At 72.8% G+C, this 19,857-nt stretch carries 23 protein-coding genes and 1 pseudogene; 13 read left to right on the top strand and 11 right to left on the bottom strand.

The window, feature by feature from the left end:
• Positions 1-28 precede the first annotated feature (28 nt).
• Entirely contained in the window at positions 29-382 is a 354-nt protein-coding gene (locus IE277_RS02065) for a MazG-like family protein (RefSeq protein ID WP_189947893.1), read from the bottom strand.
• Between the two features lie 40 nt (positions 383-422).
• Entirely contained in the window at positions 423-977 is a 555-nt protein-coding gene (locus IE277_RS02060; protein ID WP_189947891.1) for a DoxX family membrane protein, read from the bottom strand.
• Between the two features lie 219 nt (positions 978-1,196).
• On the opposite strand from IE277_RS02060, the gene IE277_RS02055 reads away from it, so the two are divergent.
• Positions 1,197-1,523, top strand: a complete 327-nt coding sequence (locus tag IE277_RS02055) for a nuclear transport factor 2 family protein (RefSeq protein ID WP_189947889.1) — start codon at positions 1,197-1,199, stop codon at positions 1,521-1,523.
• A 153-nt stretch (positions 1,524-1,676) separates the two neighbouring features.
• Positions 1,677-2,945: a D-alanyl-D-alanine carboxypeptidase family protein gene (locus IE277_RS02050; protein ID WP_189947888.1), complete on the top strand. Its 1,269-nt coding sequence runs from the start codon at positions 1,677-1,679 to the stop codon at positions 2,943-2,945.
• A gap of 306 nt (positions 2,946-3,251) precedes the next feature.
• Here IE277_RS02050 and IE277_RS02045 read toward each other — a convergent pair whose 3' ends face one another.
• Positions 3,252-4,010 carry an SDR family oxidoreductase gene (locus IE277_RS02045; protein WP_189947886.1) on the bottom strand — a complete coding sequence of 253 codons (759 nt, stop codon included), beginning with the start codon at positions 4,008-4,010 and terminating at the stop codon, positions 3,252-3,254.
• Positions 4,011-4,066: 56 nt separating this feature from the next.
• Positions 4,067-5,098 (bottom strand): Gfo/Idh/MocA family protein, encoded by a 1,032-nt coding sequence (locus IE277_RS02040; RefSeq protein WP_229880491.1) that lies wholly within the window; start codon positions 5,096-5,098, stop codon positions 4,067-4,069.
• 82 nt (positions 5,099-5,180) lie between these two features.
• Here IE277_RS02040 and IE277_RS02035 point away from each other — a divergent pair, with 82 nt between their 5' ends.
• The 4 genes from IE277_RS02035 (at position 5,181) to IE277_RS02020 (ending at position 9,543) form a co-directional block, all read left to right on the top strand.
• The gene (locus IE277_RS02035; protein ID WP_189947884.1) at positions 5,181-6,485 is read left to right on the top strand and encodes a multidrug effflux MFS transporter; all 1,305 of its coding nucleotides are present in this window, start codon (positions 5,181-5,183) and stop codon (positions 6,483-6,485) included.
• The gene (locus IE277_RS02030; RefSeq protein WP_189947881.1) at positions 6,425-7,606 is read left to right on the top strand and encodes a serine hydrolase domain-containing protein; all 1,182 of its coding nucleotides are present in this window, start codon (positions 6,425-6,427) and stop codon (positions 7,604-7,606) included. Before IE277_RS02035 ends, IE277_RS02030 begins: the two co-directional genes overlap by 61 nt.
• A 61-nt stretch (positions 7,607-7,667) precedes the next feature.
• Positions 7,668-8,663, top strand: coding sequence for a small ribosomal subunit Rsm22 family protein (locus IE277_RS02025; protein ID WP_189947879.1), 996 nt, complete (start codon positions 7,668-7,670; stop codon positions 8,661-8,663).
• Between the two features lie 139 nt (positions 8,664-8,802).
• On the top strand, positions 8,803-9,543 hold the full coding sequence (locus IE277_RS02020) for a bifunctional DNA primase/polymerase (RefSeq protein ID WP_189949161.1): 741 nt from the start codon (positions 8,803-8,805) through the stop codon (positions 9,541-9,543).
• A gap of 47 nt (positions 9,544-9,590) precedes the next feature.
• Here IE277_RS02020 and IE277_RS02015 read toward each other — a convergent pair whose 3' ends face one another.
• Together IE277_RS02015 and IE277_RS46920 are read right to left on the bottom strand one after the other, a co-directional pair.
• A complete protein-coding gene (locus IE277_RS02015; protein WP_189947877.1) occupies positions 9,591-10,610 on the bottom strand; it encodes an SCO2278 family lipoprotein in 1,020 nt (339 codons plus the stop codon).
• Positions 10,570-10,728 (bottom strand): annotated as a pseudogene (locus IE277_RS46920) (iron transporter); the annotation flags it as partial. The pseudogene IE277_RS46920 and the gene IE277_RS02015, both read right to left, overlap by 41 nt.
• 18 nt (positions 10,729-10,746) lie before the next feature.
• Here IE277_RS46920 and IE277_RS02010 point away from each other — a divergent pair.
• Together IE277_RS02010 and IE277_RS02005 are read left to right on the top strand one after the other, a co-directional pair.
• Entirely contained in the window at positions 10,747-11,643 is an 897-nt protein-coding gene (locus tag IE277_RS02010) for a hypothetical protein (protein WP_189947875.1), read from the top strand.
• The gene (locus IE277_RS02005) at positions 11,636-12,313 is read left to right on the top strand and encodes a PhzF family phenazine biosynthesis protein (protein WP_189947873.1); all 678 of its coding nucleotides are present in this window, start codon (positions 11,636-11,638) and stop codon (positions 12,311-12,313) included. Before IE277_RS02010 ends, IE277_RS02005 begins: the two co-directional genes overlap by 8 nt.
• Here IE277_RS02005 and IE277_RS02000 read toward each other — a convergent pair.
• The gene (locus IE277_RS02000; RefSeq protein WP_189947870.1) at positions 12,310-12,957 is read right to left on the bottom strand and encodes a biliverdin-producing heme oxygenase; all 648 of its coding nucleotides are present in this window, start codon (positions 12,955-12,957) and stop codon (positions 12,310-12,312) included. The two genes, IE277_RS02005 and IE277_RS02000, sit on opposite strands and share 4 nt — an antisense overlap.
• Positions 12,958-13,073: 116 nt before the next feature.
• Positions 13,074-13,931 carry a type I methionyl aminopeptidase gene (gene map / locus IE277_RS01995; protein WP_189947868.1) on the bottom strand — a complete coding sequence of 286 codons (858 nt, stop codon included), beginning with the start codon at positions 13,929-13,931 and terminating at the stop codon, positions 13,074-13,076.
• A 58-nt stretch (positions 13,932-13,989) separates the two neighbouring features.
• Between map and IE277_RS01990 the strand changes: the two genes are divergently transcribed.
• Positions 13,990-14,223: a hypothetical protein gene (locus IE277_RS01990; RefSeq protein ID WP_189947866.1), complete on the top strand. Its 234-nt coding sequence runs from the start codon at positions 13,990-13,992 to the stop codon at positions 14,221-14,223.
• On the opposite strand, the gene IE277_RS01985 is transcribed toward IE277_RS01990, so the two are convergent.
• Complete coding sequence (locus tag IE277_RS01985) at positions 14,224-15,501, bottom strand: MFS transporter (RefSeq protein ID WP_229880488.1); 1,278 nt, start codon at positions 15,499-15,501, stop codon at positions 14,224-14,226.
• Positions 15,502-15,572: 71 nt separating this feature from the next.
• The gene (locus IE277_RS01980; RefSeq protein ID WP_189947862.1) at positions 15,573-16,169 is read right to left on the bottom strand and encodes a hypothetical protein; all 597 of its coding nucleotides are present in this window, start codon (positions 16,167-16,169) and stop codon (positions 15,573-15,575) included.
• A gap of 134 nt (positions 16,170-16,303) precedes the next feature.
• Here IE277_RS01980 and IE277_RS01975 point away from each other — a divergent pair, with 134 nt between their 5' ends.
• The 3 genes from IE277_RS01975 to IE277_RS01965 are packed head-to-tail and all read left to right on the top strand — an operon-like array spanning position 16,304 to position 18,383.
• Positions 16,304-17,383, top strand: coding sequence for a sialidase family protein (locus IE277_RS01975; protein WP_189947860.1), 1,080 nt, complete (start codon positions 16,304-16,306; stop codon positions 17,381-17,383).
• A 38-nt stretch (positions 17,384-17,421) separates the two neighbouring features.
• Complete coding sequence (gene npdG, locus IE277_RS01970) at positions 17,422-18,135, top strand: NADPH-dependent F420 reductase (protein ID WP_189947858.1); 714 nt, start codon at positions 17,422-17,424, stop codon at positions 18,133-18,135.
• A 56-nt stretch (positions 18,136-18,191) separates the two neighbouring features.
• Positions 18,192-18,383, top strand: a complete 192-nt coding sequence (locus IE277_RS01965; protein WP_189947856.1) for a hypothetical protein — start codon at positions 18,192-18,194, stop codon at positions 18,381-18,383.
• On the opposite strand, the gene IE277_RS01960 is transcribed toward IE277_RS01965, so the two are convergent.
• On the bottom strand, positions 18,373-19,173 hold the full coding sequence (locus IE277_RS01960; protein WP_189947854.1) for a site-2 protease family protein: 801 nt from the start codon (positions 19,171-19,173) through the stop codon (positions 18,373-18,375). The genes IE277_RS01965 and IE277_RS01960 overlap by 11 nt on opposite strands.
• Before the next feature lie 131 nt (positions 19,174-19,304).
• On the opposite strand from IE277_RS01960, the gene IE277_RS01955 reads away from it, so the two are divergent.
• Entirely contained in the window at positions 19,305-19,850 is a 546-nt protein-coding gene (locus IE277_RS01955) for a Uma2 family endonuclease (RefSeq protein ID WP_189947852.1), read from the top strand.
• Positions 19,851-19,857: the final 7 nt, after the last annotated feature.

Genomic DNA, 19,857 nt, shown 5'->3' with positions numbered 1-19,857 from the left:
CGCCCGCGGAGCCGCCGGGAGGGCCCGGTCAGCCCGTGGGGCCCAACGGCCGCTCCCGCACCCGCTGGAGATGCCGCTCGAACACCTCCCGTGTCTCGGGCGTCAGCGTCCGCAGCGCCACCAGTGCCGTGATCACCACATCGCACAGCTCCGCCTGTACGTCCTCCCAGGTGTGGGTGACGCCCTTGCGGGGGTTCTGGCCGGTCGTGCCGATGACCGCCTCCGCGACCTCGCCGACCTCCTCCGAGAGTTTCAGGACCCGCAGCAGAAGGCCCTCGGTGCCGGCATGGGCGCGGGTGGCCTCCAGACGGGAATAGAGGTCGTCGATGGCCGGCCAGAGGGACGGCGGGGCGGTCGTGCCGGAAGTGTCCTGATCCGTCATGCCCGCAGCCTGCCATGCCCCCCGGCGGCGCCGTACCGGGCTACTCCTCGAACTCCTCGAACAGCGCCTCCTGCTTCCCCTCCGTCCTCGCCCGCAGCCGGCAGCCGCGCGCGCCGATCACCGCGGCGGTGCCCGCCGCCGTGACGCCGAGGGCCACCGGCACCATCCAGCCGCGGTCGAAGACATGGCCGAGGGCGTGGTCGAGGGAGAGGCGGCCGGGGCCGGCGATCGCGAGGCCGGCCGCCGCGAGACCGAGGCTCGCCGCGTACTCGTAGCCGCCCCCCTGGGCGAAGAAGCCGCTCGGCAGATGGACCGCCGCCGCCCCCGCCATCGCGCCGGCCGCCGCAGCGCCCGCCGCCGGGGTCGCAAGGCCCAGGGCGAGCAGGGTGCCGCCGCCGGTCTCCGCGAGGCCCGCCGCCGTCGCGCTCACCCTGCCGGGCGCGTAGCCGACGGACTCCATGAACTGACCGGTGCCCTCCAGACCGCCCCCGCCGAACCAGCCGAACAGCTTCTGCGCACCGTGCGCGGCCAGCACCCCGCCGGTCCCCAGCCGGAGCAGCAGCAGGCCCAGATCACGTCGGTCGTAACAGCTCACGGTGGCTCCCAGGCGGAGAGGCGGAGAGGCGGAGAAGCAGGGAAGAAGCAGGGAAGAAGCAGGGGGGAAGCAGGGGGGAAGCAGGGGGAGGGGCGGAGGGACTCGTGTTCCACCGTCGCAGGACCGGCGCCCGTAGGCCCGTCGGGCAGGGCGTTCGGGTGGCCGGTCGTGAAGGGCGTTCCGGTGGCGGGTCCGGGACAGCGGTGTGAGCCTGGCGCCATGAGCATCAAGCCAGCCAATCTCAGCGACCCGGCTGTCCGGGCCTTCGTCAGCGCCGTCAACTCCCATGACCGGGACCGCTTCATGTCCCTCCTGGCACCCGGCGCGACCATGTCCGACGACGGTTCCGACCGTGACCTGGACGAGTGGATCGACCGGGAGATCTTCTCCAGCCACGGGCACCTGGAGGTCGACAAGGAGACCTCCGGCGGACGGGCCCTCGTCGCCCGCTACCGCAACGACACCTGGGGCGAGATGCGCACCCGGTGGACCTTCACCGTCGCGGACGACGGCCGTATCTCCCGCTTCGAGACCGGCCAGGCATAGCCGTTATCGCCTTGGGCCGAGGATGCCTGGGCAAAAGACGTAGGGGACTTGGGAAACCGGGGTAACTCATCGGATTTTCATAACGCGGCAAATTCCCAGCCGTTCGGCCGTCGATCCGCGAATCCCCTGCTGGGCGCGGTGTACGGTCCCGGGGTGCGTGAATGTTCCCGGCTCAGCCGGCGTGCTGTCCTCGGGCTGGCCGCCGCCGCCCTTCCCCTGTCCACGGCCACCGAGGCCTCCGCGACCACGGTCGTCGGGGGCGAGCAGCTGGCCCGTAACGGCGTCCAGGTGCGCGGCGCCTCCGGGCTGCCCGGCAAACTCACCGCCCGTTCCTGGCTGGTCGCCGACTGCGAGAGCGGCGAGGTGCTCGCCGCGTTCAACGCGCACCGGCGGCTGCCGCCCGCGTCCACACTGAAGATGCTGTTCGCGGACACCGTGCTGAAGAAGTTCGACCGCACCGAGCGGTACACGGTGAAGGACTCCGACGTCCTCGACGTCCCGGCCGGCTCCAGCCTGGTCGGGATCAAGCCCGGCCTCACCTACACCGTCGACCAGTTGTGGCAGGGCGTGTTCCTGCGCTCCGGCAACGACGCCGTTCATGTGCTCTCGCACATGAACGGCGGCATCGCCAAGACCGTCGCCGAGATGCAGTCCAAGGCCGAGGACCTGCAGGCCCTGGACACCCATGTGGTCAGCCCCGACGGCTTCGACCACCCGGGCCAGATCTCCTCGGCGTACGACCTCTCGCTCTTCGGCCGGCACGGCCTGAAGGACGCCGACTTCCGCGGCTACTGCGGCACCCGGACCGCCGACTTCCCGGCCGGCGGCAAGAAGACCTTCCAGATCCAGAACACCGACCGTCTGCTGACCGGGGCATGGGGTCTGAAGACATACGACGGCCTGATCGGTGTCAAGAACGGCTACACCAGCCATGCGGGCAACACCTTCACCGGCGCCGCGACCCGGGGCGGGCGCACCCTGCTGGTGACGGTCATGCACCCGGCCGAGGGCAGCAACGCCGTCTACGAGCAGACCGCCGCACTGCTCGACTGGGGCTTCGGACAGGGGCGTTCGGCGCGGGCCGTGGGCACGCTCGTCGATCCGCTCAGCGAGGGCGGCGCGAGGGCGCGCCCGGCGTCCGGGCACAACGCGGCACAGCCGGCGGCCGGCGCACCCGGCTCGGGGGGCTCCGGCCGCCCCTCCACCGGACGGCTGGTGGAGGGCGCGGGCGGTACGGCGCTGCTGCTGGCGGCGGCCGGGGCGTGGGCGGTGAAGCGGCGCCGCAGGCGGGTCGCGGCGGCCGCGCTGGCCGAGGCGGACACGGAGGTCACCGAGACGGCGGGGGACACGGCGAAGACCGAGGCCACGGCGAGGGCGGAGGCCCCGGGGGCGACGGAGTCCGGCGGCCGGCACCGGCGCTGACTCGCCCGAACGGCTGAAAATATGCGGCGGCCGTTCCATCGGCCGGTGCGTACCCCGCGTCCCGCGCGAGGTCCACCCCCCAACTCCGGCCCGGTGGAACGGCCGCCGACTCCCCCCCTCAGTGTGGCTGCGGAATCCACGTGCTCCAACTGTGAAGCTATCGTGGAGGAAAGTTGAGCATATGCGCTCGACGGGCCGCAATACTGCGGATATTCAAATTCCGTTTGTGATGAAGGGTGCACTCCCGCCCGGCACGCGCCCCAGCGTGCGCCCCGGACCCACTCCAGACCCCGCCCCGGCCCCGCCTCAGCCCCGCCCGATGTACGGCATCCCCGTCGCCAGCACCGTCGCGAACTGCACGTTCGCCTCCAGCGGCAGCTCGGCCATGTGCCGTACGGTGCGCGCCACATCGGACACGTCCATCACCGGCTCCACGGCCACCTCGCCGTTCGCCTGCAGCGCGCCGGTCTGCATCCGGGCCGTCATGTCGGTCGCCGCGTTGCCGATGTCGATCTGCCCGACCGCGATGCCGTACGGCCGCCCGTCCAGCGACAGCGACTTGGTGAGGCCGGTCAGCGCGTGCTTGGTCGCGGTGTAGGCGACCGAGTGCGGCCGGGGCGTGTGCGCCGAGATGGAGCCGTTGTTGATGATCCGGCCGCCCTGTGGATCCTGCTCCTTCATCCGCCGGTACGCCGCCTGCGCGCAGAGGAACGCCCCGTTGAGGTTGGTGTCCACCACGTGCCGCCACGCGGCGTAGGGCAGCTCCTCGACCGGGACCCCGCCGGGCCCGAAGGTCCCCGCGTTGTTGAACAGCAGGTCCACCCGGCCGAAGTGCGCCACCGTCGCCGCGAACAGGGCGTCCACGTCCTCGGGGCGGGAGACGTTGGTGCGCACGGCGAGCGCGGCGCCCCGCGGCACCAGCGCCGCCGTCTCCTCCAGCGTCTCGGCGCGCCGGCCGGCCAGCGCCACCGACCAGCCGGTGTTCAGCAGTTCCACGGCGACGGCCCGCCCGATGCCGGAACCGGCGCCGGTCACCACCGCGATCTTCGCATCCCTGTCAGTCATGGCTCCGCAGCGTAGGCGGCGAGTCCGCCATGCGGAATACCATGTCCGCCATACGGTTATCCGGGGAGGCCGGCCGGCTCCTCGCCCGGATACCGCACCCCGATCCGCTCCCGCAGCGCGTCCAGCGTCCGCATCACCGCGAGCGAGCCCTCCAGCGGCACCAGCGGCGACTCCTTCTCGCCGGCCCGCAGCGCCCGCATCACCTCGGCCGCCTCGTGCCGCAGGGTGGCGCGCGGCCCGTCGCCCGGGTCGGCGGTGAACTCCTGCGGATCACGGCCGTCGCGGTGCAGCACGAACCGCTCCGGGTGGAAGAACCCGGACGGCACGTCGATCCGGCCGCGCGAACCGGTCACCGAGGCCGTGCCGCCCGTACCGCCCGCGATCGAGCAGTGCAGCACGGCCAGCGCCCCGCTCGCCCAGGACAGCACCGCGCCCGTCTGCAGATCGACGCCCTCCGGCGAGAGCAGCGCGCTCCCCGCGACCGCGTCCGGCTCGCCCAGCAGCAGCTGCGCGAACGACACCGGGTACACGCCCAGGTCCAGCAGCGCCCCGCCGCCGAGGGCCGGATCCCGCAGCCGGTGCGCCGGCGGGAACGGTCCGGCCAGTCCGAAGTCGGCCTGCACGGTGCGCACGTCGCCGATCACCCCGTCGTCCACGAGCGCCTTCAGCCGCCGGACCAGCGGATTGCAGTACGTCCACATCGCCTCCATCAGGAAGCGGTCGTGGGTGCGCGCCAGCGCGACGAGTTCCTCCGTCTCGCGCAGGTTCAGCGTGAACGGCTTCTCGCACAGCACGTTGCGGCCCGCCGCCAGGCACAGCCCGGCCGCCGCCCGGTGCGCCGAGTGCGGGGTGGCGACGTACACGACATCGATGTCCGGATCCACCGCCAGCGACTCCCAGTCGCCGTACGCCCGCCCCGCCCCGAACCGCTCCGCGAACGCCTGCGCCGACTCCCGCCGCCGCGAGGCCACCGCGGCGATCTCCGCGTCCGGCAGGTCGACCAGGTCGGCCGCGAACGCCGCCGCGATCCCGCCCGTCGCCAGGATCCCCCAGCGCACCTTCTCTCCCATGGCCCCGCCCTCGCTCATGCGTACCCCGGCACTCTGTACGAGCTGAGAGCATAGGTGCCGGTCGTGTCCTATCAGGTGGCTTCGGACAGGGGAGGGACGCATGCACGAGCACGCGGCGGCGCCGACGCCGAGGACCCGGCACCCGGCCACCCCTGCCCGGCCGTCCGCCGCCGGCCCCCGCACCGGCCTGCTCGTCACCCTCGTCCTCGGCGGCCTCACCGCGACACCCCCGCTCGCCATGGACATGTACCTCCCGGCCCTGCCGGAGGTCACCGGATCCCTTGACGCGCCCGCCGCCACCGTCCAGCTCACCCTCACCGCATGCCTGCTGGGCATGGCCCTCGGGCAGCTGGTCGTCGGCCCGCTGAGCGACCGCTGGGGCCGCCGCCGGCCGCTCCTCGCCGGCCTCGCCGGCTACCTCCTCGCGACCGCCCTGTGCGCCCTCGCACCGAACGTCGAGACGCTGGTCGCCCTCCGGCTGGTGCAGGGCCTCGCCGGCGCGGCCGGGATCGTCATCGCACGAGCCGTCGTACGCGACCTGTACGACGGCGTGGCCCTGGCCCGCTTCTTCTCCACCCTGATGCTGGTCTCCGGGGTCGCGCCGGTCGTCGCGCCGCTGATCGGCGGGCAGATCCTGCGGGTGACGGACTGGCGGGGCGTGTTCGTCGTCCTCACCGCGGTCGGTGCGCTGCTCGCCGCGCTCGTCCGGCTGCGGCTGCCCGAGACGCTGCCGCCCGCCGAGCGGCACACCGGGGGAGCCGGGGCGGCCCTGCGCGCCATGCGCGGGCTGCTCGCCGACCTGCCCTTCACCGGCTACATGCTGGCCGGCGGCTTCGCCTTCGCCGCGCTGTTCGCGTACATATCCGCGTCCCCCTTCGTCATCCAGGAGATCTACGGCGCCTCCCCGCAGACCTTCAGTCTGCTGTTCGGCCTCAACTCGGTCGGACTGGTGATCGCCGGGCAGATCAACGGCAAGCTGCTGGTCGGCCGGGTCGCCCTGGAGAAGGTGCTGGCCTGCGGCCTCGCGGTGATCGTGCTCGCCGCGAGTGCCCTGCTGCTGATGTCGGCCGGCGCCCTCGGCGAGGTCGGCCTGGCCCCCGTCGCGGCCGCGCTCTTCGTCCTGATGTCGGCGATGGGCATCACCCTCCCCAACGCCCAGTCCCTGGCCCTGCTGCGCACCCGGCACGCCGCCGGCTCCGCCTCCGCGCTGCTCGGCACCTCCTCCTTCCTCGTCGGCGCGGTCGCCTCGCCGCTCGTCGGCGTCGCCGGAGAGCACACCGCCGTACCCATGGCCGTGGTCCAACTGACCGGGGCACTGGTCGCGGCGGCCTGCTTCATGGGAATGTGCCGTCCCTGGAACACGCGGGGGAACACCCTTGCGGGGCCGGAGGGAGACGAGAACTGAGCGCACCGAGACTGCGCGCCGACACACCGGAACGGGCCGGGCTCGACCCCGTGGAGCTCGGGCACCTGGTCGGCGAGGTGCACGCCCTCACCGCCGGTGACCGCCCCTGGGCGCCCGGCGCCGTCGTGCTGGCCGGCCGCGGACCCGTGATCGCCGTGGCCGAGGCGTCGGGCTTCGCCGTCCGCTACTGCGGCTACGACCCCGAGACCGACACCGGTGTCGAACTGCCGCCCGCCGCCCGGGTCCCCGCCACCGTCGACACCCCCTTCGACCTGGCCTCCCTCACCAAGCTGTTCACCTCCGTCGCCGTCGTGCAGCAGATCGAGCGCGGCACCCTCGGCATGGACGCCCGGGTCGGCGACTACCTCCCCGACCTCCACGCCGCGGCCGCCCATGGCATCACCGTGCGCCGGCTGCTCACCCACACCTCCGGGCTCCGCCCCGAACTCCCGCTGTACGACTGCCCGGACGACGCCACCCGCCTGGCCCGGCTGCGCGCCGAGGCCCCGACCGGCCCGCCCGGCCGGTACCGGTACTCGGACCTGAACATGCTGCTGCTCCAGTCCGTGCTGGAGCGCATCACCGGCCGCAGCCTCGACGTCCTCGTCCAGGAGGGCATCACCCGCCCGCTCGGCATGACGGCCACCACCTTCGGCCCCTGCCGGGGCGCGGCCGCCACCGAGGACCAGCGGCGGCCCTGGGCCAAGACGGACCGCGGGATGCTGCGGGGCGTGGTCCACGACGAGAACGCCTGGGCGCTCGGCGGGGTCGCCGGACACGCGGGTCTCTTCTCCACCGCCCCCGACCTGGCGGTCTTCTGCCGCGCCCTGCTCGCCGGCGGCTCCTACGGCCCCGCCCGCATCCTCGGCCCCGACTTCGTCGAGCTGCTGTTCACCCCGCCGGGGCTGGGCTTCGCCCTCGACCAGCCGTGGTTCATGGGCGAACTCGCGGGCGCGGGGGCGGCGGGGCACACGGGGTTCACGGGCACGTCACTCGTCCTCGACCCGAGGACGGACACGTTCCTGGTCCTGCTGGCCAACACGGTCCACCCGCGCCGCCGGCCGCCGGACAGCGCACCGAGGGCGGCACTGGCGACCCGGCTGGCGAGGGCGGTGATCTGAGGCCCGCGTCACAGCCGGCCGAGCGGACCGGCACCGGCGCCGGGCGCCATAGAATCACCGGGTGAACGCCCCCGTACCCCCGGCCGAAGCCCTCCGCAGGAGCCTCGCCGAACTGCTCGACGGACTCCCGCCCAGGCAAGCCGCCACAGCCGTCGAGCGGCTCATCGCCAACTACCGGGGCGACACCCCCACCCACACCCCGATCCTCCGCGACCGCGCCGATGTGATCGCCTACGCCGCCTACCGGATGCCGGCCACCTTCGAGGCGGTCCACACCGCGCTGGAGGCGTTGGCCGCGGCCGTGCCCGACTGGACGCCCCGCAGCCACACCGACGTCGGCGGCGGCACCGGCGCTGCCACCTGGGCCGTCACCGCGACCTGGCCCGGCGAGCGCGGCGTCACCGTGCTGGACTGGGCCGAGCCCGCCCTCGCGCTCGGCCGGGAGATCGCCGCCGCCAACCCGGCCCTGACCGGCGCCCGCTGGCGGCGCGCCCGGATCGGCGCCGACCTCAGCCTGGACGACACCGATCTCGTCACGGTGTCGTACGTCCTCAACGAACTCTCCGAGCGCGACCGCGCCGCCCTCGTGGACGCCGCCGCGGCCGCCGCCCCGGCCGTGGTGATCGTGGAGGCCGGCACCCCGGCCGGATACGCCCGGGTGATCGAGGCCCGCGACCGGCTCGTCCGCGCCGGACTGCACATCGCCGCCCCCTGCCCGCACAGCGCCGCCTGCCCCATCGAAGCGGGCAAGGACTGGTGCCACTTCTCCGCCCGGGTGACCCGCTCCTCGCTGCACCGCCAGGTCAAGGGCGGCAGCCTCCCGTACGAGGACGAGAAGTTCTCCTACGTCGTCGCCACCCGGCTGCCCGCCCGGCCCGCCCCCTCCCGGATCGTCCGGCGCCCCCAGATCCGTAAGGGCCAGGTGCTGCTGGACCTGTGCGAGGCCGACGAACGCCTGGCGCGTACGACGGTCACCAAACGCCACGGCGACCTGTACAAGGCGGCCCGGGACGCCGACTGGGGCGATGCGTGGCCGCCGCCGGCGCCGCCCGCGTAGCCTCGGCGGCCCGCCGGCCGTGCGGCGGATCCCGTCCGGTTCCGCCGAAACCGCCCCTGGCACCCCGAAGCGCAGGAAGATGGGACGATAAGGCATGCTGTCCGCACACCGCGAGGCGACCACCGAGGCGAGGCGATTGATGAGCGCGACGTTCGGCGGCCGGTCCGGCCGGCAGGGCAAACTCTCCCAGTGGCTGCTCGGACGACGCCCGAGGGAGGCCGCCGCCGACGACGGCGGCCGTGAGGCCCTGCTGGTGGCCGCCGCCGCGGCGGGCCTGCCGCTCGCCCCCGCCGCGCACCCCGCCCCCGGCTACCGCTGTTCCTGTGACCGCGTGGGCTGTCCCACCCCGGCCCGGCACCCGGTGTCGTTCGCCTGGCAGACCCAGTCCACCACCGACCGCGCCCAGGTCGAGCGCTGGGCCCGGCATCAGCCGCAGGCCAACTTCATCACCGCCACCGGCATGACCCACGACGTCCTCGACGTGCCTCTTCAGGCCGGCCGGGAGGCCCTCGACCGACTGCTCGGCAGCGGCGTCGAGGTCGGTCCGGTCGCCGAGAGCGACGACGGACGCATGCTGTTCTTCACCCTCACCCGCGGCACCCCCGAGGACGAGGACGAGTGGTGGCCGTGCGAGCTGGACTGCCACCCCGAGACCATGGACGAGCACCCGGGGCTGCGCTGGCACTGCCGGGGGTCGTATGTGCTCGTACCGCCCGCCCGGCTGCCCGGCGACGACGGTCGGCGGGTGCGCTGGGTACCGGGCCGCGGCCCGGAACAGCCCCTGCCGGATCCGCTGAGCCTGCTGGAGATCCTCACGGACGAATGCGGGCGCCACGCCGGCACGAGCGGGGAAGGCGCGGCCTGGCCCCTGCGGCACTAGGCGCGCGGAGCACGTGGAGTGCTCGGCGTGGTCGGCGTCCTCGGGTCTCAGCTGCCCTGTGCCGCCGTCAGACCCGGCACCCGTCCCAGCACCGACACCTTGCCGCTGCCCGTCGGGTCCAGGGCGACCTCGGCGGACATGAACTCCAGGGTCAGGGACTGGTTCACCTCGCCCTTGGTCAGGGCCCGCACGTCCTTGTTCGGGACCGGCACGGTGGTTCCGGCGGCGGCGGTCTGCTTCTCGTAGTGGTGCGTGGTGAAGAACACCAGCGCCCCGCCCGCCTCGGTGCGCAGCGCCAGCGGCGCGTAGTCGCCGCTCGTCAGCGGCCTGTCGATGAACTGCGTGACCAGACCGGGCTTGTTGGCCCGCTTCGCCCGGTCGGCGCGCTCCACGCTGGTGTACGAGCCGTCGGCGAAGCCCTGCCCGCCCTTCTTCAGATACGTTGCGTACTCCGCGCTCAACTTCCCCGGGGTGACGGCGAGTTGGGCGGAGCCGGCCGGTACCGCCTGCGCCCAGCCGTCCTTGTCCGTCGTGAACCGCGGTACGGCGCCGGGCGCCACGAGGGTCACATACGCCACCCGCCAGCGCGCGCCGAGGTCGCCCCGGGTGAAGACCATCAGCCAGCGGGCCCTGCCGGTCTTGTTGCCCTGCGCGTCGGCGACGAACCAGCGCGGCCAGCCGGCCTTCTTCGGGATCGTGATCTTCACGTCCGACAGCTTCAGCGGCACATGGTTCGGGTTGCCGGAGGGGCTGTTGGTGTGCCCCGCCTTCAGCCGCGCGGCGGTGATGTCACCGAACGGGCCGGTGAGATAGGGCGCGTCCAGGGAGCTGTCGAAGGCCTTGTCGGCCTTGTTGTACGCGGCCGTGAACGCGGTGACCGCCTTCGCGGCCTCGGCGCGGGTGGCGGAGGGAAGCATCTCCCGCTCCCCGTGCACCACCATGCACCCGCTCGCCGTCAGCGACAGAGCGGTCAGCGAGGCCGCCATGAGTGTGTTCCGGCCACGTCTGCGGAGCAGCACGTTCCTCTCACACCTGCGGAGCCTGCGCGGGCTGCGATCCCTGCTCATCGGGTCCCTTCACCTTCCCCTTCCCGGAGGCGAACCCTACCGGGGCGAAGAACACGGCGAGCGCCGGGACCGGATACAGCAGCCACACCGTGACCTGGAGGACCGCCGGGCCGGGCCGGGTGGGAGGGTGGACGGCATGGGGAACGCGCGCAGGGAACTGCTGGGGGAGGGCCGGCTGGTGCTGGACATCCGGGACCGGCCCGAGCCGCCACAGCTCCGCTTCGAGACGACCGACGACGGCAGACTGCTGCTCCTGCGCCAGGGCGAGCGGCCCCTGCTGCTCGGCCGCTCGGCCGTCCCCGGCGCGTCCTGCTGCCCCGAACTGCGTCTGCACCGCCTCGGCGGCTACCGCTCACCCCTGCCGCCTCTGACCGCGGCGCGACAGCGCTCGTCCGTCAACTGGCCGCACGAGTACGCGCGCCGGCTGGAGGAGGCCACCGGGACCCCGCTGGCCGACGGCCGCTGGGAGCTGGCCCTGCGCACCGGATTCCCGCCCGGCATCTGGGAGGAGGACCTCGTGCGGGAGTGGCCCGGCGGCACGCTCGAACTGTCGTGCGGCGGCGGCTGGCACGGAGTCGTCCCGCTGCGCCCGCTCTCGCCCCCGGGCTCCGGCCGGGTCAGGGCACAGCGCAAACTGGTCCGCGAGGGCGCTGCCGCGCCGGTCCTGCTGTGGTGGGTGAGCTTCCTCGACGGCTGGCTGCTCCTCGACGGCCACGACCGGGCGGTGGCGGCGCTGGCGGAGGGCCGCAGACCCGACAGTGTCGTGCTGGAACAGCTTCCCGCGGCCGGCGAACAGTGGCGCGGCGCCGAGAAGATCGAAGAGGCGCACGCGTACCACATGGCACGGCTCGCCGCCCTTCCCCCGGGGCCGGGCGTCGAACGCCAACGGGCCCACCTGGAACGGGCCTACGGCGAGGCCCTCGCCGAACTCCCTTACGCCGTCGTGCCCACCGTCACGCGTCCGCTCCCCGGCGGCGCCCCCGCCTGGCACGCGCTCGCCGCCGCCGCGATGTTTCAATTCCCTCGTGACTGACTACGACGTACTCCGTGTCTTCTGCGGACCGAACGGCGGCCACGGCAACGCGCTCGGTGTCGTCCGTGACGGCTCCGTGCTGCCCGGGCGGAGCGACCGGCAGGCGCTGGCGGCCGAACTCGGCTTCAGCGAGACCGTGTTCGTGGACGACCCCGAGCGCGGCGCGATAGACATCTACACACCCACCCTGCGCCTGCCCTTCGCCGGACACCCCTGCGTCGGCACGGCCTGGCTGCTCGACGTGCCCGAACTGCGCACGCCCGCCGGAGTGGTGGGCGCCCGGCTCGACGGCGAGTTCAGCTGGATCGAGGCACGGGCGGAGTGGGCCCCGCCGCGCACCCTGCGCCGCCACGCCACCCCCGCCGAGGTCGACGCCCTCGACGTGCCGCCACCGGGCGAATGGATCTACGCCTGGGCCTGGGAGGACGAGGCGGCCGGACGGATCCGCGCCCGCGCCTTCCCCGGCCGCGGAGACGGTATCGACGAGGACGAGGCCACCGGCGCGGCGGCCATCCTCCTCACCGAACAGCTGGGCCGCGCCCTGAACATCACCCAGGGCAAGGGCTCCCAGATCCTGACCGCACCACAGCCCCACGGGTGGGTGGAGATCGGCGGCCGGGTCTTCCTGGAGCGTCAGGCCCTCACAGCGCCCCGCGGCCGCCAGGCCTAGGCGGTCAGCGGGAACTCCGTGCTCAGGGCATGGAAGACGGCCGTGTTCAGGGTGAACGCCCGCCTGCACTCGGCGGTGATCCGCTGCTTCTCCAGCTCGTCCGCGTCGACCGCGTCCAGCAGATCGCGGTAACTCCGCTTGAACGCGGCCGGGTTGGGGACGCCCTCGAAGACGTAGAAGCGGACGCCGTCGCCCTTCTTCGCGAAGCCCCAGGTCTTCTCCGCCCGGTCGCGGATGATCTGGCCGCCGGACAGATCGCCCAGATACCGGGTGTAGTGGTGGGCGACGTAACCGCCGGGCCAGTGCGTGGCGCACACGCGGATCCGGTTCGCGTACGCCCGGGTCGCGGGCAGGGCGCTCAGCCCCGCCCGCCAGTGCGGACCCCGCAGATGCGCCAGGTCCCGCTCCAGCGCGGCCAGCCGCAGCAGCTCGGGCCGGATGAACGGTCCCGCCACCGGATCCGCGGCCAGCCGCCCGGCGCCGCTCTCCAGGGCCTCGTACACGAACCACAGCTGCTCGGTGTAGCGGGCGTAGGCGGCCACGCCCAGCCGGCCGCCGAGCAGGTCGCTCATGAACGTCGAGGTCTCCGCCGCCACATGCTGCTCGTGGGACGCGGTGCGGATCAGGGTCGAGAAGGAGTCCATGAGGCCGTCCTCTGCGCATCTCGGCGACACTTGCCGACACCATGTCGGTAAAATTCTACAAGAGAAAGCCCGCCCTCGCAGAGGGCGGGCCGGGCGCGCGCGGTCCACGACAGGCTCTACGGCAGGGTGAGGATCTCCGCGCCGCTCTCCGTCACCACCAGTGTGTGCTCGAACTGGGCCGTCCGCCTGCGGTCCTTCGTCACGACCGTCCAGCCGTCGTCCCACATGTCGTACTCGTGGGTGCCCAGCGTCAGCATCGGCTCGATCGTGAACGTCATGCCCGGCTGCATGACCGTCGTCGCGTGCGGGCTGTCGTAGTGCGGGACGATCAGGCCGGAGTGGAAGGAGGAGTTGATCCCGTGGCCGGTGAAGTCACGGACCACTCCGTAGCCGAAGCGCTTGGCGTAGGACTCGATGACACGGCCGATGACATTGATCTGCCGGCCCGGCTTGACCGCCTTGATCGCGCGGTTCAGGGACTCACGGGTCCGCTCCACCAGCAGCCGCGACTCCTCGTCCACGTCCCCGACCAGGTAGGTGGCGTTGTTGTCGCCGTGCACCCCGCCGATGTACGCGGTCACGTCCAGGTTGACGATGTCGCCGTCGTGAAGGACCGTCGAGTCCGGGATGCCGTGGCAGATGACCTCGTTCACCGACGTGCACAGCGACTTCGGGAAGCCGCGGTAGCCGAGCGTGGACGGATAGGCGCCGTGGTCGCACATGTAGGCGTGCGCGACCTTGTCCAGCTGGTCCGTGGTGACGCCGGGCGCGATGATCTTCGCGGCCTCCGCCATCGCCTGCGCGGCGATACGGCCGGCGACCCACATCGCCTCGATGGTTTCCGGGGTCTGCACCTCCGGCCCCGTGTACGGCGTCGGCGCGGGCTTGCCGACGTACTCGGGGCGGCGGATGTTGCCGGGTACCGAACGGGTGGGGGACATCTCCCCTGGGACGAGCAGCGACTGGCCAGACATGCCAGCGAGTCTAACCAGCCGGCATGGGGGAACATGTCGGTGGCGAGAGGAGCTGGTCATGCCCCTGTTCAAGAAGCGCACCGTCGGCAAGCCGGGCGAGTGGTACTACTGCCTGGAGCACAAGAAGGTCGAGGAGGGCCCGGACTGCCCCGGCAAGGACCGCTTCGGGCCGTACGCCTCCCCGCAGGAGGCCCAGCGGGCGATGGACACGGCAGCCGAGCGCAACCTGGAATGGGACACCGACCCGCGCTGGCACGACAAGGCCCGCCAGGGCGACGCCGACGACACCTGATCAGCCGGTCGGCCGAGCGTCCGCGGCGCGTCGCGCCCGCATCCGTACGGCGTGTCCGTTGGTGCGGGCGTCGTACCTCAGCAGGCCCGGCAGACACAGCGCGAGCAGACCGACGGCGCCCGCGCACGCCAGCCCGCCGGACAGCACCGAGGTCCGTACGCCCGCCCAGGCGGCCAGCGAACCCGCCCTGACCTGGCCGAGCTGCGGGCCCACCGAGTAGGACAGCAGCTCGATCCCGGCCAGCCGGCCGCGCAGCTCGTCCGGGATCGTCTGGTTCCACATCGAGGCCCGGAAGATCCCGGAGACCATGTCGAAGCCGCCGCCGACGGCCAGGAACAGCAGCACCGGCCACACGTCGCGCGAGACTCCGGCCGCCGCGACCGCCAGGCCCCAGCCGATGGCCGACAGCACCACCATCAGCCCGTGCCGGTGGATCCGGGAGGTCCAGCCGCTGGTCAGGCTCACCAGCAGGGAGCCGGCCGGGATGCTCGCGTACATCAGCCCGAGCGCCCAGCCGGCATGCAGCTCGTCGGCGAGGAACGGCAGCACGGCGAGCGGCATGGCCAGGGCCATCGCCGCGAGGTCGACGGCATAGGTGCCGAGGAGTTCCTTGCGGCTCCAGGCGTACCGGGCGCCCTCCAGGATGGCGTTCAGTGAGGGCCGCGCCGCTTCGTGGGAGGCGGGGGAGGGGGCGATCCGCACGATGTACGCCAGCGAGAGGGCGAAGGTCAGCAGGTCGGCGGCGTAGGCCCAGCCGAGGCCCGCGCAGGCGACGACCACGCCCGCGAGCGCCGGGCCGGCGACTCCGCCGACCGTCCAGCGCAGCGAGTTCAGCGAGGCCGCGGCGGGCATGTCGTCGTGGGCGACGATCCGGGGCCACAGGGAGTCCAGCGCCGGGCGCTGCACGGAGACCAGGGCGCAGGAGAGGGCGGCGACGGCGTACAGCGGCCACACCGCGGGGTGCGGGAGCAGCGCGTTCAGCAGCAGGGCGGCACTGAGCAGGCCCTGACCGGCCTCCGTCCACACGATCAGCCGCCGCTTGTCGAGCGCGTCGGCGAGGGCGCCGCCGTAGAGACCGCAGACGATGAGGGGGAGCAGCTCCACGGCGCCGAGCGCGCCGACCGCCGCGGTGGACCGCGTCAGGTCCTTCAGCTGGACGGGGAGCGCGACGAGGGTGAGGAAGCTGCCGAAGTTGCTGATCAGGCCGGACTTCCACAGCCGTCGGAAGTCGGCGGAGGCCTTCCAGGGGGCCGTGTCGGGCAGGAGAGCGGAGAGCACTGAGGCATCCTGGGCCGGTGGTCCGGCCACAGCAACCGCTTTTCCTCAGCCGGATGAGCCGCAGGGGCCGGTCACCAGGGGGCCGGCGGCGGTGCCGTCAGGACTTCCGCCAGCCTCGACAGACGGTCACGAAGACCCCGCCGGACCCTGGAGGCGCCCGCGTTCTCCCCGGCCGCCGCGCTGACCAGATGCTGCACGGTGTCCAGGTCCAGCTCCGCCTCGTCGGGCACCGCCAGCACATCGTGCGCCATCGCGGCGAGCTCACCGCCGCACGGCCCCAGCGCCAGTACCGTGACCCCCGCCCGCCGGGCCGAGTGGACCCGTTCCAGCAGCGGTGCCGGCTCCTGCGGCGCCACCACCAGCAGGGTCTCCCCGCGCCGCGCCGCCTCGATCCGCCCCGGTCCGACGGCGAGATGCGGCGGGTCGCAGGGGCGCGCGTGATGCCGTACCAGCGTCGGGGCCAGCTCCGGCGTCCCGGACCAGGCGGCCTCGTCCACCAGATGCGCGGCCAGATGCCACGGCTCGTACGCGGGCGTGCCCACCAGCAGCAGCCCGCCCCCGTGGGCCACCACCGACCCGCGCAGCACACCGGCGAACCGCCGGGTGGCGCCCACCCACTCGGTTCCGGCGAGCACTTCCCGCAGCAGCGCGACCCGTACGGCGTCCATACGACCGCATACTGCACCAACCAGCCACTTGTGACGCGGAGTTCACCCGGAATTCGCCCACCCCGGGGACGTTCCCCCTCCTCCCCTCTCCTCCGTGCACCCACCGGTCCCCGTACGACCCCAGGAGCCGCCCGATGACCGAGGCCACCGTTCCCTTCCGCGCCGGACAGGAGGGCTACGCGAGCTTCCGTATCCCGGCGGTCGTCGCCACCGGGGCCGGCACCCTCCTCGCCCTCTGCGAGGGCCGCGTCGGCTCCTCCGCCGACCACGGGCGCATCGACATCGTGCTCAAGCGGTCCACGGACGGCGGCCGCACCTGGGGGCCGCTCCAGGTCGCCGCGAGCAACGGCGAGAACCTCGCCGGCAACCCCGCCCCCGTCGTCCTCGACACCGGCCGGATCCTGCTCGTCCACATCCGTGCCGCCGCCTTCGCCACCGAGGACGCCATTCTGCGCGGTCAGATCGACGACGCGGACGGGCGCCGGGTGTGGGTGCGGCACAGCGACGACGACGGGGCCACCTGGTCCGCGCCCAGGGACATCACCGCGCAGGTGAAGCGGCCCGGCTGGCGGTGGTACGCCACCACCCCCGGCCACGCCCTCCAACTCGGCGGCGGACGCGTCCTCGTCCCCGCCAACCACACCCTGCCGCCCACCGGCACCGGCACCGACACCGGCACCGAGCCGAAGTACAACAGCGGGCACGCACTGCTCAGCGACGACCGGGGCGAGAGCTGGTATCTCGGGTACGTCGACGAGAACACCGACGGCTACGTCAACGTGAACGAGACCACCGCCGCCGAACTCCCCGACGGACGCGTCTATTTCAACACCCGCAACGACTCGCCCGCCCCCGGCAACCGTGCCGACGCCCACTCGACGGACGGCGGGAAGACCCTGGTCAAGCCGTTCCGCCCGCAGGCCGGGCTGACCGCGCCGGTCTGCGAGGCCGCCGTCCTGCAGCTCCGGGAGCCCAGCCTGCTGCTGTACTCCGGCCCCGCCGACCCCGCCTTCCGCGCCTTGATGACGATCCGCGCCTCCACCGACGGCGGCACCACCTGGCGCACCGCGTACACCGTCGACGGGCTGCCCGCCGCCTACTCCGACCTGGTCCGCGTCGACGCGGACACGGTCGGACTCCTCTACGAGACGGGCGACTTCAGCGCCTACGAGACCATCACCTTCCGCCGGGTCCCGGTGCACCGGCTCACCTGAACCGGTGTCCGGCCCGCCACGGACGTAGAGTCGGGCCCATGACCTCTACCGACAGCGCACAGACCCCTGCCAAGGCCCCCGCCAAGGACCCCTGGGACCTGCCCGACGTCTCCGGGTACGTCGTCGGCGTGCTCGGCGGCACCGGACCGCAGGGCAAGGGCCTCGCCCACCGGCTCGCCCGGGCCGGCCAGAAGGTGATCATCGGGTCCCGCGCCGCCGAGCGCGCCCGGGCCGCCGCCCAGGAACTCGGCCACGGTGTCGAGGGCGCCGACAACGCCGAGACCGCGCGCCGCAGCGACATCGTGATCGTCGCCGTACCGTGGGAGGGCCACGGCGACACCCTGAAGGCGCTGCGCGACGAACTGGCCGGCAAGCTCGTCGTGGACTGCGTCAACCCGCTCGGCTTCGACAAGAAGGGCGCCTACGCCCTCAAGCCCGAGGAGGGCAGCGCCGCCGAGCAGGCCGCCGCCCTGCTGCCGGACTCCCGCGTCGCGGCGGCCTTCCACCATCTGTCGGCCGTCCTGCTCCAGGACCCCGGGACCGAGCGGATCGACACCGATGTGATGGTGCTCGGCGAGGAGCGGGCCGACGTGGAGATCGTGCAGGCGCTGGCCGGGCGCATCCCCGGCATGCGCGGCGTCTTCGCCGGGCGGCTGCGCAACGCCCACCAGGTGGAGTCGCTGGTCGCGAACCTGATCTCGGTCAACCGCCGCTACAAGGCACACGCCGGGCTCCGCGTCACGGACGTGTGAGCCCATGGGGGACACTGGTCGGCGAAGCAGTGTCCCCCCGCAAGGAGCCGGCCCCCATGCCCCGCATCGCCCTCTACCCCCTCGTCGTCTGTGTGCTCTCCGTGGCCGCCGCGGTCGTCTCCTTCGTCCAGGGCAGCTGGCTGGGGATCGTCTGGGTGCTGCTGGCGGGTCTGACGTCCAACATGACCTGGTACTACGTCAAGCGGGGCCGGATCGCCGCGGCGCGGGAGAAGTCCGTCACGGGCTGACCTGGCAGATCTCCGGGGTGCCCTGCCAGAAGCGGTACAGCTCCTGGCCGCAGTAGCGGTGGAAGTCGCCGACGCCGAGGCCGCGCATGACGGCGTCGACCAGATCGAAGAACACGGTGTTGACCGACGGCACCCACAGCAGCGCGAACACGAACAGCAGACCGAACTGCGCGAACGGCTCCACCTGGCGCTTCACCTTGTACGACAGCCAGGGCTCGATCACGCCGTAGCCGTCCAGACCCGGCACCGGCAGGAAGTTCAGGATCGCCGCCGTCACCTGGAGCAGCGCGAGGAACGCCAGCGCGTACTGGAAGTCGGCGGGCACGCCGTCCAGGGCGTGCAGCCAGAAAGGGGCCGTACACACGGCCGCGAACAGGGCGTTCGTCAACGGACCGGCCGCCGAGATCAGGCTGTGCTTCCAGCGGCCCCGGATCCGGCCGCGCTCGATGAACACCGCGCCACCGGGCAGACCGATCCCGCCCATGATCACGAAGAGCACCGGGAGCACGATGCTCAGCAGCGCGTGGGTGTACTTCAGCGGGTTCAGCGTGAGATAGCCCTTCGCGCCGACCGTGATGTCCCCGCCATGCAGGGCGGTGCGCGCGTGCGCGTACTCGTGCAGGCACAGAGAGACGATCCAGGCCGCCGTCACGAACAGGAACACGGCTATGCCCGGCCGGGCCGCGAACCCGCTCCAGGTGGCCCAGCCCGTGACCGCCGTCACGGCCAGGATCCCGAGGAACACGGGACTGACCCGGCGCTCGGCGCGGCGGGTGGTGGCGGTGGTCATGAGGCAGGGCTCCTCGGAGGCGTCGGGCGGGGCGGGGTCGACCGTACCGGTGATGTGGGGGGAACGTCCTGCGGACCGGCTGAGGTTCCTGATAGCCAGTACGCTGCAATCAATCGGAACAAGGAGGTGCCATGACCATCGCCGAGGACTGGGTAGCCGACGCCATGGAGAACCTTGAGGTACCCAGGACGATGCGCCTCCGGCTGACCCGGAACGGACTCACAGTGGTACCCGTCACACAAGCACATGTGATGACCCAGATGCGCATCTTCGGCCAGATCGATGCGCGGCTGCCCGGGTGGGTGCCGATCGGCGAGTTCAAGGTCCTGCCCCCCCGGGAGGGCTACATGCCCGAGCCGGATGTCTCCGCGCTTCCCCAGGAGAAGCTGGATCCGGGCAGCAGCAGATTCGACGAGGGGCTGCTGCCTTTTGTCGTCGAGATCGTCTCGCCCGAGAGCAAGGGCCGCGACTACAGCACAAAGACCGATCACTACGCCTTGCGTGGCATCCCGGCGTACCTGATCGTTGACGTGCTCACCGCCCGGTGGACGCTCCTGACCCGCCCCGCTGACGGCGAGTACCAGCACCGGGAGTCCGGTGTCTTCGGCGACCAGATCGAGATTCCCGTCGCCGACCGGACCCTCACCCTCGACTCCTCCCAGTTCATGCGCATCTGAAACCCGC

Source organism: Streptomyces alanosinicus, assembly GCF_014650595.1.
Taxonomy (GTDB): domain Bacteria; phylum Actinomycetota; class Actinomycetes; order Streptomycetales; family Streptomycetaceae; genus Streptomyces; species Streptomyces alanosinicus.
This window is presented reverse-complemented; position numbering and strand designations above follow the sequence as displayed.